Source organism: Micromonospora sp. CPCC 205561, from assembly GCF_036906775.1.
Classification (GTDB): domain Bacteria; phylum Actinomycetota; class Actinomycetes; order Mycobacteriales; family Micromonosporaceae; genus Micromonospora.
Genome location: NZ_JBAKHV010000064.1, coordinates 1 through 13595, shown reverse-complemented (window position 1 = coordinate 13595; position 13595 = coordinate 1). Strand labels below are relative to the sequence as shown.

At 73.2% G+C, this 13595-nt stretch carries 11 protein-coding genes; 3 read left to right on the top strand and 8 right to left on the bottom strand.

Features of this window, described 5'->3' with window-relative positions; genetic code table 11:
• The first annotated feature begins 56 nt into the window (after positions 1-56).
• Positions 57-893, top strand: coding sequence for a peptidylprolyl isomerase (locus tag V6V16_RS24540; RefSeq protein WP_334565671.1), 837 nt, complete (start codon positions 57-59; stop codon positions 891-893).
• 263 nt (positions 894-1156) lie between these two features.
• Here the strand turns inward: V6V16_RS24540 and V6V16_RS24535 are convergent, their stop codons facing one another.
• The 8 genes from V6V16_RS24535 to ruvC all read right to left on the bottom strand — a co-directional run bounded on the left by V6V16_RS24535 (position 1157) and on the right by ruvC (position 10570).
• Positions 1157-3679, bottom strand: coding sequence for a RelA/SpoT family protein (locus tag V6V16_RS24535; protein ID WP_442934149.1), 2523 nt, complete (start codon positions 3677-3679; stop codon positions 1157-1159).
• A gap of 168 nt (positions 3680-3847) precedes the next feature.
• A complete protein-coding gene (locus tag V6V16_RS24530; protein WP_334565669.1) occupies positions 3848-4414 on the bottom strand; it encodes an adenine phosphoribosyltransferase in 567 nt (188 codons plus the stop codon).
• Positions 4415-4514: 100 nt separating this feature from the next.
• A complete protein-coding gene (gene secF / locus V6V16_RS24525) occupies positions 4515-5705 on the bottom strand; it encodes a protein translocase subunit SecF (RefSeq protein WP_334565667.1) in 1191 nt (396 codons plus the stop codon).
• Position 5706: 1 nt separating this feature from the next.
• Positions 5707-7638: a protein translocase subunit SecD gene (secD, locus tag V6V16_RS24520; RefSeq protein ID WP_334565665.1), complete on the bottom strand. Its 1932-nt coding sequence runs from the start codon at positions 7636-7638 to the stop codon at positions 5707-5709.
• 258 nt (positions 7639-7896) lie between these two features.
• Positions 7897-8238 (bottom strand): preprotein translocase subunit YajC, encoded by a 342-nt coding sequence (gene yajC, locus V6V16_RS24515; RefSeq protein ID WP_334565663.1) that lies wholly within the window; start codon positions 8236-8238, stop codon positions 7897-7899.
• Between the two features lie 138 nt (positions 8239-8376).
• Positions 8377-9447 (bottom strand): Holliday junction branch migration DNA helicase RuvB, encoded by a 1071-nt coding sequence (ruvB, locus tag V6V16_RS24510; protein ID WP_334565661.1) that lies wholly within the window; start codon positions 9445-9447, stop codon positions 8377-8379.
• On the bottom strand, positions 9444-10046 hold the full coding sequence (ruvA, locus tag V6V16_RS24505) for a Holliday junction branch migration protein RuvA (RefSeq protein ID WP_334565659.1): 603 nt from the start codon (positions 10044-10046) through the stop codon (positions 9444-9446). Before ruvA ends, ruvB begins: the two co-directional genes overlap by 4 nt.
• A complete protein-coding gene (gene ruvC, locus V6V16_RS24500; protein ID WP_334565657.1) occupies positions 10043-10570 on the bottom strand; it encodes a crossover junction endodeoxyribonuclease RuvC in 528 nt (175 codons plus the stop codon). The genes ruvA and ruvC overlap by 4 nt, the downstream gene beginning before the upstream one ends.
• Positions 10571-10763: 193 nt before the next feature.
• Here ruvC and V6V16_RS24495 point away from each other — a divergent pair, with 193 nt between their 5' ends.
• Entirely contained in the window at positions 10764-11546 is a 783-nt protein-coding gene (locus tag V6V16_RS24495) for a 3-hydroxybutyrate dehydrogenase (RefSeq protein WP_334565655.1), read from the top strand.
• Between the two features lie 14 nt (positions 11547-11560).
• Positions 11561-13480 (top strand): helix-turn-helix domain-containing protein, encoded by a 1920-nt coding sequence (locus tag V6V16_RS24490; RefSeq protein ID WP_334565652.1) that lies wholly within the window; start codon positions 11561-11563, stop codon positions 13478-13480.
• The last annotated feature ends 115 nt before the right edge of the window (positions 13481-13595 follow it).

The following is a 13595-nucleotide window of genomic DNA, read 5'->3' as shown; positions in this document are numbered from 1 at the left end:
GCCCACCAAACTCAGCGGCACCGACCGCGCCCGAGACAGCCCAGGAGGATCCAGGCGTGACGTCCACCAGAGAGCGGCAGCGCGCGGCGGCGCGCGCAAGGCTCGAGAAGGAGATGGCCGAGCGCGGGGCCAGGGCCCGCAAGCGCCGGCAAACCCAGGCGATCGTCGGGGCCGCTTCGGTCCTGGTGCTCGTCGTCGCCGGCACGGTCTGGCTCGTCACCAGCCTCGGCGGCGACGACGAGACCGACACCGCCGGCCCGGCGGCCGGCAACGTGCAGTGTGCCTGGAACGAGGTCCCCGCCGACCAGCGGAGCAAGCAGATCAAGGACGTCGGGCTGCCGCCCGCCCAGCAGGCGAACAAGGGCACCCAGACGATGACGATCGACACCAACCTGGGCCCGATCACCGCCACGGTCGACCGCTCGCTGGTGCCCTGCACCGCGGGCAGCTTCACCCACCTGGCGGAGAAGAACTTCTTCGACAACAGCAAGTGCCACCGCCTGGTGACCGAGGGCATCAAGGTGCTCCAGTGCGGCGACCCGAGCGCGTCCGGCACGGGCTGGCGGCAGACCGACGGCACCGGCGGCCCGAGCTACCGGCTCGCCGAGGAGAACCTGCCCACCGACAAGCGGCCCCCGTACCCGGAGGGCGTGATCGCGATGGCCAACTCCGGGCAGCCGGGCAGCACGGGCAGCCAGTTCTTCATCGTCTACGGCGACTCGCCGCTGGACCCGAACTACACCGTCGTGGGCACCGTCACCGGCGGCATGGACATCGTCAAGCAGGTCGCGGCGGCCGGTGACGACAAGGCCTTCGCGAAGCAGGCCGGCGGCGGTCACCCGAAGAAGGAAGTCACCATCAAGAAGATCCTGATGAGCGCCCCCCAGGGCTGACCCTCCCCGTCGCACGAAGCAGCGCCCGCCGGTCTCCCCGGCGGGCGCTGCTGTCTCGCCCCACGCCCCACGCCCCACGCCCCACGCCCCACGCCCCACGCCCCACGCCCCACGCCCCAGCGATCTTGCACCTGTCGCCCCGGCGAAAGGGGCGATTCGCCTCTCCGGAGGGCCGAAAGTGCAAGATCGCGCGGGCGGGCGGGCGGGGGCGGGGTGGGCGGGCGGGGCGGGGCGGGGCGGCGGGGTGGGCGGGGCGGGTGGGGTTAGGCGCCGGAGGTTACGCGGTAGGCGTCGAAGACGCCGTCGACCTTGCGGACCGCAGCCAGCAGGTGGCCCAGGTGCTTCGGGTCGGCCATCTCGAAGCTGAACCGGCTCACCGCCACCCGGTCGCGGGTCGTGGTGACCGTCGCGGAGAGGATGTTGACCCGCTCGTCGGAGAGCACCCGGGTCACGTCGGCGAGCAGCTTGTGCCGGTCCAACGCCTCGACCTGGATCGCGACCAGGAACGTCGAGGCGGAGGTGAGCTTCCAGCTCACCTCGACCACCCGCTCGCTCTGGGCCCGCAGGTCCTCGGCGTTGGCGCAGTCGTCCCGGTGCACGCTCACCCCGCCGGAGCGGGTGACGAAGCCGAAGACCGAGTCCGGCGGTACGGGCGTGCAGCAGCGCGCCAGCTTGATCCATACGTCGCTGACCCCGCGCACCACGACACCGGGATCGGCGCTGCTCTGCCGGCTGCGCGGCGGCCGGGTGGCGACGGCGGTCTCGGCGATGTCCTCCGCCGCGCCCTCCTCGCCGCCGTACGCGGCCATCAGCTTCTGCACCACCGACTGGGCGGAGACCTGGCTGTCGCCCACCGCGGCGTAGAGCGAGGCCACGTCGGCCAGATGCAGGTCCCGGGCGATCGTCATCAGCGCGTCGGAGGTGAGCATCCGCTGCAACGGCATGCCCTGCTTGCGCATCGCCTTGACGATCGCGTCCTTGCCGGCCTCGATCGCCTCCTCGCGCCGCTCCTTGTTGAAGTACTGCCGGATCTTCGTACGCGCCCGCGGGCTCTTGACGAAACCCAGCCAGTCCTGCGTCGGCCCGGCCGTCTCCGACTTCGACGTGAAGATCTCGATCACGTCGCCGTTGGAGAGCGTCGACTCCAGCGGCACCAGCTTGCCGTTGACCCGCGCCCCGATGCACTTGTGCCCCACCTCGGTGTGCACCGCGTACGCGAAGTCCACCGGCGTCGAGCCGGTCGGCAGCGGGATGACGTCACCCTTCGGGGTGAAGACGTACACCTCCTGGCTGGACAGGTCGAAGCGCAGCGCGTCGAGGAACTCGCTCGGGTCGGCCGCCTCCCGCTGCCAGTCCAGCAGCTGGCGCAGCCAGGTCATCTCGTCGATGTGCGCCGGCGGGCCGACGATCTGGGTGCCCTTGTGTTCCTTGTACTTCCAGTGCGCGGCGATGCCGAACTCGGCGGTGCGGTGCATGGCGTACGTGCGGATCTGCATCTCCACCGGCTTGCCGGTGGGCCCGATGACCGTCGTGTGCAGCGACTGGTACATGTTGAACTTGGGCATCGCGATGTAGTCCTTGAACCGGCCCGGCACCGGCTGCCAGTTGGCGTGGATCACGCCCAGCGCCGCGTAGCAGTCCCGCACCGTGTCGACCAGGATCCGCACCCCGACCAGGTCGTAGATGTCGTTGAAGTCCCGTCCTCGCACGATCATCTTCTGGTAGATCGAGTAGAGGTGCTTCGGCCGCCCGGTGGTCTCCGCCTTGATCTTGGCGGCCTTCAGGTCGGTCTGCACCTTCTGGGTCACCTGGCGCAGCAGCGCCTCGCGCTGCGGCTGGTGCTCCCCGATCAGCCGGTTGATCTCCTCGTAGCGCTTCGGGAAGAGCGTGCCGAAGGCGAGATCCTCCAGCTCCCACTTGATCGTGTTCATGCCCAGCCGGTGGGCCAGCGGGGCCAGGATCTCCAGCGTCTCCTTCGCCTTCTGCTCCTGCTTGGGCCGGGGCAGGAAGGTGAGGGTACGCATGTTGTGCAGCCGGTCGGCCAGCTTGATCACCAGCACCCGCGGGTCCTTGGCCATCGCGACGACCATCTTGCGGATCGTCTCGGCCTTGGCCGCGTCGCCCAGCTTGACCTTGTCGAGCTTGGTCACGCCGTCGACCAGCAGCGCCACCTCGCCACCGAAGTCGGCGCGCATCTGGTCGAGGGCGTATTCCGTGTCCTCGATGGTGTCGTGCAGCAGCGCGGCGACCAGGGTGGTGGTGTCCATGCCCAGGTTGGCCAGGATCGTGGCGACCGCGAGCGGGTGGGTGATGTAGGGGTCGCCGGACTTGCGGTACTGCCCGGAGTGCCAGCGGGCCGCGGTGTCGAAGGCGCGCTGGAGCAGCCGCGCGTCGGCCTTCGGGTGGGCGTCGCGGTGGGTCGAGATCAGCGGCTCCAGCACCTCGCTGACCTGCGAGGACTGCCAGGGTGCGTTGAACCGGGCCAGCCGCGCCCGGACCCTGCGGCCGGTGGGCGCGGTGGAGAGCGCGAAGCCCGCGCTGGGCACGGCGTCGTCGGCGTCGTCGGTGGGGAACGGGAGCACGACCCCCTCGGCCGCCCCGCCCGTGCCGTCGGCCACGCCGGTGCTCACGCGAGGCAGGTCGGGGCGTACGGACTCGACCTGGCCGGCCGCGCCGGAGCCCTCGTCCCGGGCCGGGGCGTCACCGTTTCGTGCGGTCACCGAGCCGTCCGCGTCGCCTGTCGAGTGCACCGTGCCCTCCACCGGAGGGGCGACATCGTGGGACACCGGCCTCCTCACCGCTCGCCGGAATACACCGACCGTGCGCCGGCCGGTCTGGTCTCGCGCCGCCCGGACGGTACCGCCCGGTCAGCAAAGGGCAATGCTACCCGCACCCACCGTGCCCCGCCGCTCCGCCGGACGGTCCGCACCGGGTCCGTCCGACGGCCGGCGCGGTCAAACGGTCAACAGGGCATGGACCGGGCGCGGGGCGAGCCGCCGCCGGCCGCCGAGGAACCCGAGCTCCAGCAGGACGGTGAAGCCGGCCACGGTCCCGCCGGCCCGCTCCACCAGGTCCAGCGTCGCCTCCGCGGTGCCCCCGGTGGCCAGCACGTCGTCGACCACCAGCACCCGATGCCCGGCGGTGAAGGCGTCCTCGTGCACCTCCAGGGTGGCCTCGCCGTACTCCAGGGCGTAGGAGGCCGAGTACGCCGGGCGGGGCAGCTTGCCGGCCTTGCGCACCGGCACCACGCCGGCCCCGGTCGCGTACGCGATCGCCGCCGCGACCACGAATCCGCGCGCCTCGATGCCGACCACGACGTCGAACGCGTCCCGCCCGTGGTACGCGACTATGCCGTCGATCACCCGGCGGAACGTCTCACCGTCGGCGAAGAGCGGCATCAGGTCCTTGAACATGACGCCGGGCTTGGGGAAGTCGGGCACGTCGAGCACCCGGCTGGCCACCAGCGCGGCGGCGTCCGGGCCGCTGTCTCCCCGTACCCCGGTGCTGTGGGTCTCCGTCACGGCAGTTCCGCTCCCCTTCACGACGACGGCGTCCTGCATGCTGCTCGCACAGCATGAAGGACGCCGTCGCTCCGGTTCCTACCGGGTGGGCCGGCCCGGGTCAGCGCCGCTTGCCGCCCGGACGGTTGCCGCCGCCGCCGGCCGGTCGGCCGCCCCGGGCACCCGTGGGCCGCTTCCCGGCCGGTCGGGCACCCACCTTGGGCGAGGCGCCGGCCAGCGCGGCCGACTCCGGGTCGACCGGCTCGTCGGACGGGTCGGTGGAGCGGGGCGCGCCACCCCTCGGGGTGACCTCGCCGCGGGCGATCGCGCCCCGGCGGCCCAGCACCCGCCTGTTGTGCGCCTGGATCCGCGGGTCGTAGTTCTTGAGCAGCACCAGCAGCGGCGTGGCCAGCAGGATCGAGGTGAGGAAGGCCACCGCCATACCGACGAAGAGCACCAGGCCGAGGTCCTTCAGGGTGCCCGCGCCGAGCAGGCCGGCACCGATGAAGAGCAGGCCGCCGACGGGCAGCAGCGCGACCACGGAGGTGTTCAGCGACCGCATCAGGCTCTGGTTGATCGCCAGGTTGGCGGCCTCGCCGTACGTCTGGTTGTTGTTCGCGGTGATGCCGCGCGTGTTCTCCTGCACCTTGTCGAAGACCACCACCACGTCGTAGAGCGCGAAACCCAGGATCGTGAGGAAGCCGATGACCGTCGACGGGGTTACCTCGAAGCCGACCAGCGAGTAGATGCCGGCGGTCAGGATCAGGTTCATGACCAGCGAGCAGACGGCGGCGACCGCCATCCGCCACTCGAAGCGCAGGATCAGGTAGATCATCACCACCGCGATGAAGACGACCAGACCGAGCAGCGCCCGGGAGGTCACCTGACTGCCCCACGCCTCGCTGACCTGGTTGCCGCTGATGGTGGCGGCGTCGATGCCGAACTCCCGGGCGATCTCGTCCTTGACGGAGTTGGCCTGCTCGGTGTCGAGCTGGGTGGTGCGCACCTCGTAGAACTCGCCGCCGGTGCCGCCGACCTTCTGCGTGGTCACCACCTCGGCGTCGCCGCCGGCCGTGGCGAGGGCCTCCTCGACCTTCAGCTCGGTCTGCTCCAGCGTGCCGACGCTGGCCGGGATCTGGAACGAGTTGCCGCCGGCGAACTCGATGCCGAGGCTGAAGCCGCGCAGCCCGAAGCTGAGCGCCGACAGCAGGATCAGCGCGAGCGCGACGCCGAACCAGAGCTTGCGCCGGCCGATGATGTCGAGGCCGGCCTCACCGCGGTAGAGGCGGCTCGCGAGACCACTCTTTGCCATCTCAGGCCTCCTTGGCGCGCGGGTTGCGGGGGCCGACCGGCTCGGCCGTCCGGGGCGGCAGGGCCCGGCCGAGACCGCTGACCCGCGGGGACAGGAACGCGGAGGTGCGGGCGAACATCGTCATGATCGGGTGCCGGAAGAGGAAGACCACGACCAGGTCCAGCACCGTGGCCAGGCCGAGGGCGAAGGCGAAGCCCTTCACCGCGCCGACCGAGACCACGTAGAGGACCACCGCCGACATCAGCGTGATCGCGTTGGCCGAGATGATCGTCCGGCGGGCCCGGATCCAGGCACGCGGCACCGCGCTGCGCGGGCTGCGCCCCTCGCGGATCTCGTCCTTGAGCCGCTCGAAGTAGATGACGAACGAGTCCGCCGCCACACCGAGCGAGACGATCATGCCGGCGATGCCGGCGAGGGTGAGGGTGAAGCCGATCTGCCGGCCGAGCACCACCAGCGCGCCGAAGACCAGCAGCGCCGAGAGCACCAGGCTGAGGAAGATCACCGAGCCGAGCAGGCGGTAGTAGAAAAACGAGTAGATGATGACCAGCGCCATGCCGATGCCCGCCGCGAGGAGACCGGCCCGCAGGTGGCTGGCGCCCAGGGTGGCGGTGACGTTCTGCTGCTCCTGCGCCTCGAAGGTGACCGGCAGCGCGCCGTAGCGCAGCTGGCCGGCGAGGGCGCTGGAGTCGCGCTGGGTGAAGTTGCCGGTGATCTGCGAGTTGCCCATCAGTACGCCCTGGATCTCGGGCGAGGAGACGATCTCGTTGTCGAGCACGACGGCGACGCGGCACTTGCCGTCCTGGCCGAGGGCCGTGGCGTCACAGGCCTGGCCCTCGTTGGTGAACGCCTCGCGCGTCAGGTTGGTCCACTTGTCCTGGCCGGGGCCGGTGAAGTCGAGGCTGACCACCCACTGGCTGGTCTGGTCGAGCACCGCGTCGGCGTCCTCGACGTCGGTGCCGAGCACCTTCGCCTGGTCGAGCAGGTACTTCGCGGCGCCGCCCTCGCAGGCCACCACCTGCTGGTCGGCGGCGGAGATCGAGGCCGGCGGGCGCTTGTCGAGCTGGGCGCAGCTGATCTGCGGCACGTTGAACTGCATCTGCGTCGGCAGCACCGCGACCTCGCGCGGGTCGAGGCCCGCGAACGGCTTGAGCTTCTCCGCCAGCGACGGGTCGGCGGTCAGGTCGGCCGGGGCCTTCAGGCCGTTCGCCGCGGCCCAGGCGGCGGCGCCGACCTTCTTCTCGACGGCCTTGCGCTGCTCCTCGACGCTCTGCGGCACCGGCTCGCCGCTGGTGCTCGGCGTCGGGGTCGCGGCGGCGGCCGAGGCGGTGGCGCTCGGCGAGGCCGACGCGCTGGCGCTCGGGGCCGGGGCCATGCCGCCCTGGCCGCCGCTCGCCGACGGGCTCACCTTCGGCGCGGCGCTGCCCGACGGGGCGGCGCCGCCCGACGGCTTCGCGCTGCCGGAGGGGGCCGGAACGGCGCTGCCGGACGGGGCCGGGGTGGCCGCGGGCGCCGGGGCGGAGGCCGCGCCGCTGCCGTCGGCGGCCTTGAGCACCTTGCGGAAGCGCAGCTCGGCGGCGCTGCCGACCTCGGTCAGGTCGCGGTTCTCACCGGGCAGGGAGATCACGATGTTGCGGTTGCCCTCGGTGACCACCTCGGCCTCGGCCACGCCGAAGGCGTTGACCCGGCTCTCGATGATCTGGCGGGCCTCTTCGAGGTTCTCCGCCGTCGGGGCCTGGCCGCCGATGCTGTTGGTCGCCTCCAGCGTCAGCCGGGTGCCACCGACGAGGTCCAGGCCGAGCTTGGGCTCCAGCCGGTCCTTGAGGCCGCCGCTGGCGCCGCCCGCGAAGAACACCAAAAGATAGAGGACGACGAAGATGAGCCCGAGCACGGCCAGTTGCCGTCCGGGGCGCATCTGTCCCTGAGGTGGTGCCACGGCTGTCCTGTCTCCCTGTACGGTCGCGCCGCTGGTGCGGCGGGTGTCGGCCGGCCCGGCCGGCGGTTCTGACGGGCCGGCGTCGGAGACCGGCACCCGGCTCCGCGACCCGGCGCGGGGGCGCCGGGCGGAACGGGGCGGGCCGGGCTTCCGGCGTCGGACCCAACTATCCAGTTTTCGCGTCGCCTCCGCTGCCCCGTCGGGTGGCGCGGTCACCGGGACCCGGCGGCCGCCACCCGGACGGGGCGGGAACGCGCGTCACTCCTTGACGACGTCCGCGTCCTCGATGACCGGCTCGACCGGCTGCTCCGCCCGGGTTACCACCCGGGCGACGGCCGGGCGGGCGTACCGGGTCTGCACGCCGGGCGCGACCTCGAGCAGGACGGTGTCGTCGTCCACGCCGGTGACCGTGCCGTAGAGCCCGCCGATGGTGACCACCTCGTCGCCGGGAGCGAGGGCGGACTGCATGGCCTCCGCCTCCCGGCGGCGCTTCTGCTGGGGGCGGATCATCATGAAGTACATGACGCCGAAGAGCAGAGCGATCATGAGGATCGGCGTCAGGCTGCCGGCACCCCCGCCGCCCTCTGCTGCGTAAAGCACGGTGTAAGACCTTCCCATTGGCCACCGGCCCGGCGCGGGCGCGCCGGAGCGGAGGCGGATTCTCACGTCCTGTACAGACCGGCGCGAGTCTAATCCCTGCACCTGGGAACGCCGAATGCGGCACAGATCACGTTCACATCACGGCTGATCGACGTCCAGCGAGAACAGATCGGGCACGGGAGGGGTATCCGGGCCAAATGTACCATTCGGCGGAGTACGCCCCAGGTGGCGCCAGGCCGCCTCGGTGGCGACCCGGCCGCGCGGCGTCCGGGCCAGCAGACCGGCCCGCACCAGGAACGGCTCGCAGACCTCCTCGACCGTGTCCGGCTGCTCCCCCACCGCCACGGCGAGCGTGGAGAGGCCGACCGGCCCGCCCCGGAACGAGTCGACCAGGGCGGTCAGCACCGCCCGGTCGAGCCGGTCGAGGCCGAGGGCGTCGACGTCGTACACCTTGAGGGCGGCCCGGGCGGTCTCCAGGGTGACCACGCCGTCGGCCCGGACCTCGGCGAAGTCGCGGACCCGGCGCAGCAGCCGGTTGGCGATCCGGGGGGTGCCCCGGGAGCGGCCGGCGACCTCGGCAGCGCCCTCGTCGGTGATCGGCACGCCGAGGATCCGCGCGGAGCGGCGCAGCAGCACCTCCAGGTCGGACGGGGAGTAGAAGTCGAGGTGCGCCACGAAGCCGAACCGGTCGCGCATCGGCCCGGTGAGCAGGCCGGAACGCGTGGTCGCGCCGACCAGGGTGAAGGGCTCGACGTCCAGCGGGATCGCCGTCGCCCCCGGGCCCTTGCCGACGATCACGTCGACGCGGAAGTCCTCCATCGCGCTGTAGAGCAGTTCCTCGGCCGGCTTGGCGATCCGGTGGATCTCGTCGATGAAGAGCACGTCGCCCTCGGCGAGGCTGGTCAGGATCGCCGCCAGGTCGCCGGAGCGCTCGATGACCGGGCCGCTGGTCACCCGGATGCCCGAGCCCAGCTCGGCGGCGACGATGTTGGCCAGGGTCGTCTTGCCGAGGCCGGGCGGCCCGGACAGCAGGATGTGGTCGGGTGGGGCGCCGCGCCGCATCGCGCCCTGGAGCAGCAGGTCGAGCTGGTCGCGGACCCGGTGCTGGGCGATGAACTCCTCCAGCCGCTTGGGCCGGACGGTGGCCTCCGCGTCGAGGTCGGCGTCGTGCACGTAGGCGGAGACGAGCCCGCCGTCGGGCCCCGTCACCGGGTGCGGCCCAGCAGCCGGATGGCCTGCTTGAGCAGGACCGGCACCGGCGGGAGGTCACCGTCGACGGTCTCCGCCACCGCGGCCACCGCCTGGTCGGCCTGCCCGGCCGTCCAGCCGAGCCCGACCAGCGCCTGCCGGACCTGCTCGGGCCACGCGCCGCCGGTGACCCCGGCCGCGCCGTCGGCGCCGACCGGCACCGGGCCGACGCGGTCGCGCAGCTCCAGCACCAGGCGCTCGGCGCCCTTCTTGCCGATGCCGGGCACCCGGGTCAGCGCGGCGGTGTCGGCGTTGGCGATCGCCTTGCGTACGGCGTCGGGGGTGTGCACGGCGAGCACGGCCTGGGCCAGCCGGGGGCCGACCCCGCTGGCGGTCTGGAGCAGCTCGAAGAGCTGCTTGGCGTCGTCGTCGGCGAAGCCGTAGAGGGTGAGCGAGTCCTCCCGGACGACCAGGCTGGTGGCGAGCCGGGCGGGCTGGCCGATCCGCAGCTCGGCCAGGGTGCCGGGGGCGCACTGCACCGCCAGGCCGACCCCGCCGACCTCCACCACGGCGTGGTCCGGACCGGTCGCGGTCACCACCCCGCGCACGCTGGCGATCATCTGGCTCCTCCTCGTCGTACCCGGTCGGCCGCGGCGGCCAGCTTGGAGCGCGTCCCGCCGCGCCACACGTGACAGATGGCCAGGGCCAGGGCGTCGGCGGCGTCGGCCGGCCTCGGCGGCTCGGCCAGCCGCAGCAGCCGGGTGACCATGGCGGTCATCTGCGCCTTGTCGGCCTGACCGGAACCGGTCACGGCCGCCTTGACCTCGCTGGGGGTGTAGGTCTGCACGGGCAGCCCGGCGCGGGCGCCGGCAAGCACGGCGATCCCGCTGGCCTGGGCGGTGCCCATCACGGTGCGGACGTTGTGCTGGCTGAAGACCCGCTCGACGGCGACGCTGTCGGGCCGGTGCTCGGCGACCAGGTCGGTGAGCGAACGGTCCAGGTGCAGCAGGCGCAGCGCCAGCTCGTCGCCCGGATCGGTGTGGACGACGTAGTAGGCGACCAGCGTGCAGGGCCGCCCCGGCACGCCCTCGACCACGCCGACCCCGCACCGGGTCAGCCCCGGGTCGACGCCCAACACCCGCACGCCGCCTCCTCCCCCAACCGTCGGCAGTACGTGTGTTCGACACCCTACCGAGCCGGGCGACACCCCGCCGCCGGGGACACGCCGGGCGCGCCGACACGCCGCCCGGGGCGCGCGACGACCACACACTCCGGCCGTCGAGTATGTGTCGCCGGCCCATGTGCGCCCGGACACACAGCTCGTAACTTCATGCGCCATGACGGCAGAACCCGTGGCGGTCCCCCACGTCGTACACGTCGACCTCGCCGGTCGTACCGCCCTGGTGACCGGGGGCGGCGGCGGCATCGGCCGGGCCTGCGCCCTGCGGCTGGCGGCGGCCGGCGCCGAGGTGCTGGTGGTGGACCGCAACGTCGAGGCCGCCAAGGCGGTGGCGGCGGAGGCCGGCGGCCGGGCCGAGGGCGTGGACCTCGCCGACGCAGACGCCGTCGACCGCCTCGACGCCGCCGTGGACATCGTGGTGAACAACGCGGGCCTGCAACACGTGGCGCCGGTGCAGGAGTTCTCCCCCGAGCGCTTCTCGCACCTGCACCGGGTGATGGTGGAGGCGCCGTTCCTGATCATCCGGCGGGCGCTGCCGCACATGTACGCCCGGGGGTGGGGACGGGTCGTCAACATCTCCTCGGTGCACGGGCTGCGCGCCTCGCCCTTCAAGTCGGCGTACGTCTCGGCGAAGCACGCCCTGGAGGGGCTGTCGAAGGTGGTCGCCCTGGAGGGCGCCCCGCACGGGGTCACCGCCAACTGCATCAACCCGGCGTACGTCCGCACCGCGCTGGTGGAGAGCCAGATCGCCGACCAGGCGGCCAGCCACGGCATCCCGGAGGCCGAGGTGGTCGAGAAGATCATGCTCGCCCGGGCGGCGATCAAGCGGCTGATCGAGCCGGAGGAGGTGTCCGAGCTGGTGGCGTACCTCTGCTCCCCACCGGCGGCGTTCATCACGGGCGCCTCCATCGCGCTCGACGGGGGCTGGACGGCGAACTAGTGGTGAGCCGCACAATGTCGGTCATGTCGTCACCGGTGGAGTTCCTGGAGCTGCTCGCCCGCGAGGCCGCCGCGGTGGAGTTCGAGGGGCCGCTCGTCGCCGCCCGGGCCGCCGGGCTGCCCCCCGCGCGGCTCGCCGAGCTGGAGCAGGCCAAGACGGTGGCGCTGCGGGTCCGCGCGCTGCTGGAACGTCGCCGTCGCCGGGAGACCGAGCTCTCCGGCCTGTACGACACGGTCAGCGACCTGGCCGGGCTGCGCGACCTGGACGACGTGCTGCGCGCGATCGTGCACCGGGCGCGGCACCTGCTCGGCGCGGACGTCGCCTACATGACCCTCGACGACGACGAGCGCGGCGACACCTACATGCGGGTCACCGACGGCTCGGTCTCCGCCCGCTTCCAGCGGCTGCGGCTGCCGATGGGCGCCGGCCTCGGCGGGCTGGTGGCCCAGTCGGGCGCCCCGTACGTGACCGCGAACTATCCCGAGGACGAGCGCTTCCACCACACCGGCGAGATCGACGCCGGGGTCGGCGAGGAGGGGCTGGTGGCGATCCTCGGGGTGCCGCTGCGGCTCGGCTCGACCTCGATCGGGGTGCTCTACGCGGCCAACCGCTCGGCCCGGCCGTTCGTCCGCGAGGAGGTGGCGCTGCTGGTCTCCCTCGCCGCGCACGCGGCCGTGGCGATCGACACGGCGCGGCTGCTCGCGGAGACCCGGGCGGCGCTGGAGGAGCTGTCGGCGGCGAACACCACCATCCGCGCGCACAGCAGCTCGGTGGAGCGGGCCGCGGCGGCGCACGACCGGATGACGGCGCTGGTGCTGCGCGGCGGCGGGGTGGAGGACGTCGCCGCGGCGGTCACCGACGTGCTCGGCGGGGCGCTGCTGGCGCTCGACGCGGAGGGCCGGTTGCTGGCCCGGGTCGGCGAGATCGACGAGCCGGACCGGGCGGACATGGTGGAGGCGGTGGCCGCGTCGCGTACGGAGGGGCGCAGCGTGCGCCGGGGCCGGCTCTGGTACGCCGCGGTGGTCGCCGGGGCGGAGAACATGGGCGCGCTGGTGCTGCGCCCCGACGACGAGCTGGTCGACGCCGACCAGCGGATCCTGGAGCGGGCGTCGCTGGTGACGGCGCTGCTGCTGCTGTTCCGGCGCACCGTCGCCGAGGCGGAGGGTCGGGTCCGGGGCGAGCTGCTCGACGACCTGATCGCCCGGCCGCTGCGGGACACCGACGCGCTGCGCAGCCGGGCCCGCCGGCTGGGGGTGGACCTGGACGCCCCGCACGTGCTGGTGGCGATCGGCGACGACGCCATCGCCGCGACCGGCTCGGCCCGGCAGCGGGTGCTCTCCTGGGCGACCACGTACGCCTCGGCCCGCAGCGGGCTCGCGGCGGCCCGCGACGGGCGGGTGGTGCTGATGCTGCCCGGGCGGGACGCGGGCGGCAGCGCCCGGGCCGTGGCGCGGGACCTGTCGCGGGTGACGGGCCGACCGGTGACCGCCGGGGCGAGCGGCCCGTCGGCGGGGCCGGCGTCGCTGGCCGCGACCTTCGCCGAGGCGGAGCGCTGCCTGACCGCGCTGGGCGCGCTGGGCCGGTCGGGTCAGGGCGCCAGCACGGCCGAACTGGGCTTCGTCGGGCTGCTGCTGGGCGCCGTGGGCGACGGGGGCGACAAGGACGTGAACCGGTTCCTGACCGCCACCGTCGGGCCGGTCGTCGACTACGACGCCCGGCGGGGCACCGCGCTGGTGAAGACCCTGGAGGCGTACTTCGGGGTGGGCGGCAGCCTGGCCCGGGCCGCCGAGCAGCTGCACGTGCACGTCAACACGGTCACCCAGCGGCTGGAGCGGGTCGGGCAGCTGCTCGGCGCTGACTGGCAGAAGCCGGAGCGGGCGCTGGAGGTGCAGCTGGCGCTGCGCCTGCACCGCCTGCGCACGCCGGCCTCCTGACGTCTCGTACCACGATCTCGGCCCGTCGCCGGGTCGACCCGCTGCGGCGGTCGTCCGGTCTGGTGGCGGCTGTCCGGTTCGGCCCGGGGCGGGTGGGCTGACGGGGTACCGTCGT

Bases quoted from the DNA above. Each gene is read 5' to 3' on its own strand.
- ruvA (WP_334565659.1), bottom strand. From the start codon at position 10,046: ATGATCGCCAGCGTGCGCGGGGTGGTGACCGCGACCGGTCCGGACCAC.
- V6V16_RS24490 (WP_334565652.1), top strand. From the start codon at position 11,561: ATGTCGGTCATGTCGTCACCGGTGGAGTTCCTGGAGCTGCTCGCCCGC.
- V6V16_RS24495 (WP_334565655.1), top strand. From the start codon at position 10,764: ATGACGGCAGAACCCGTGGCGGTCCCCCACGTCGTACACGTCGACCTC.
- secF (WP_334565667.1), bottom strand. From the start codon at position 5,705: ATGGCAAAGAGTGGTCTCGCGAGCCGCCTCTACCGCGGTGAGGCCGGC.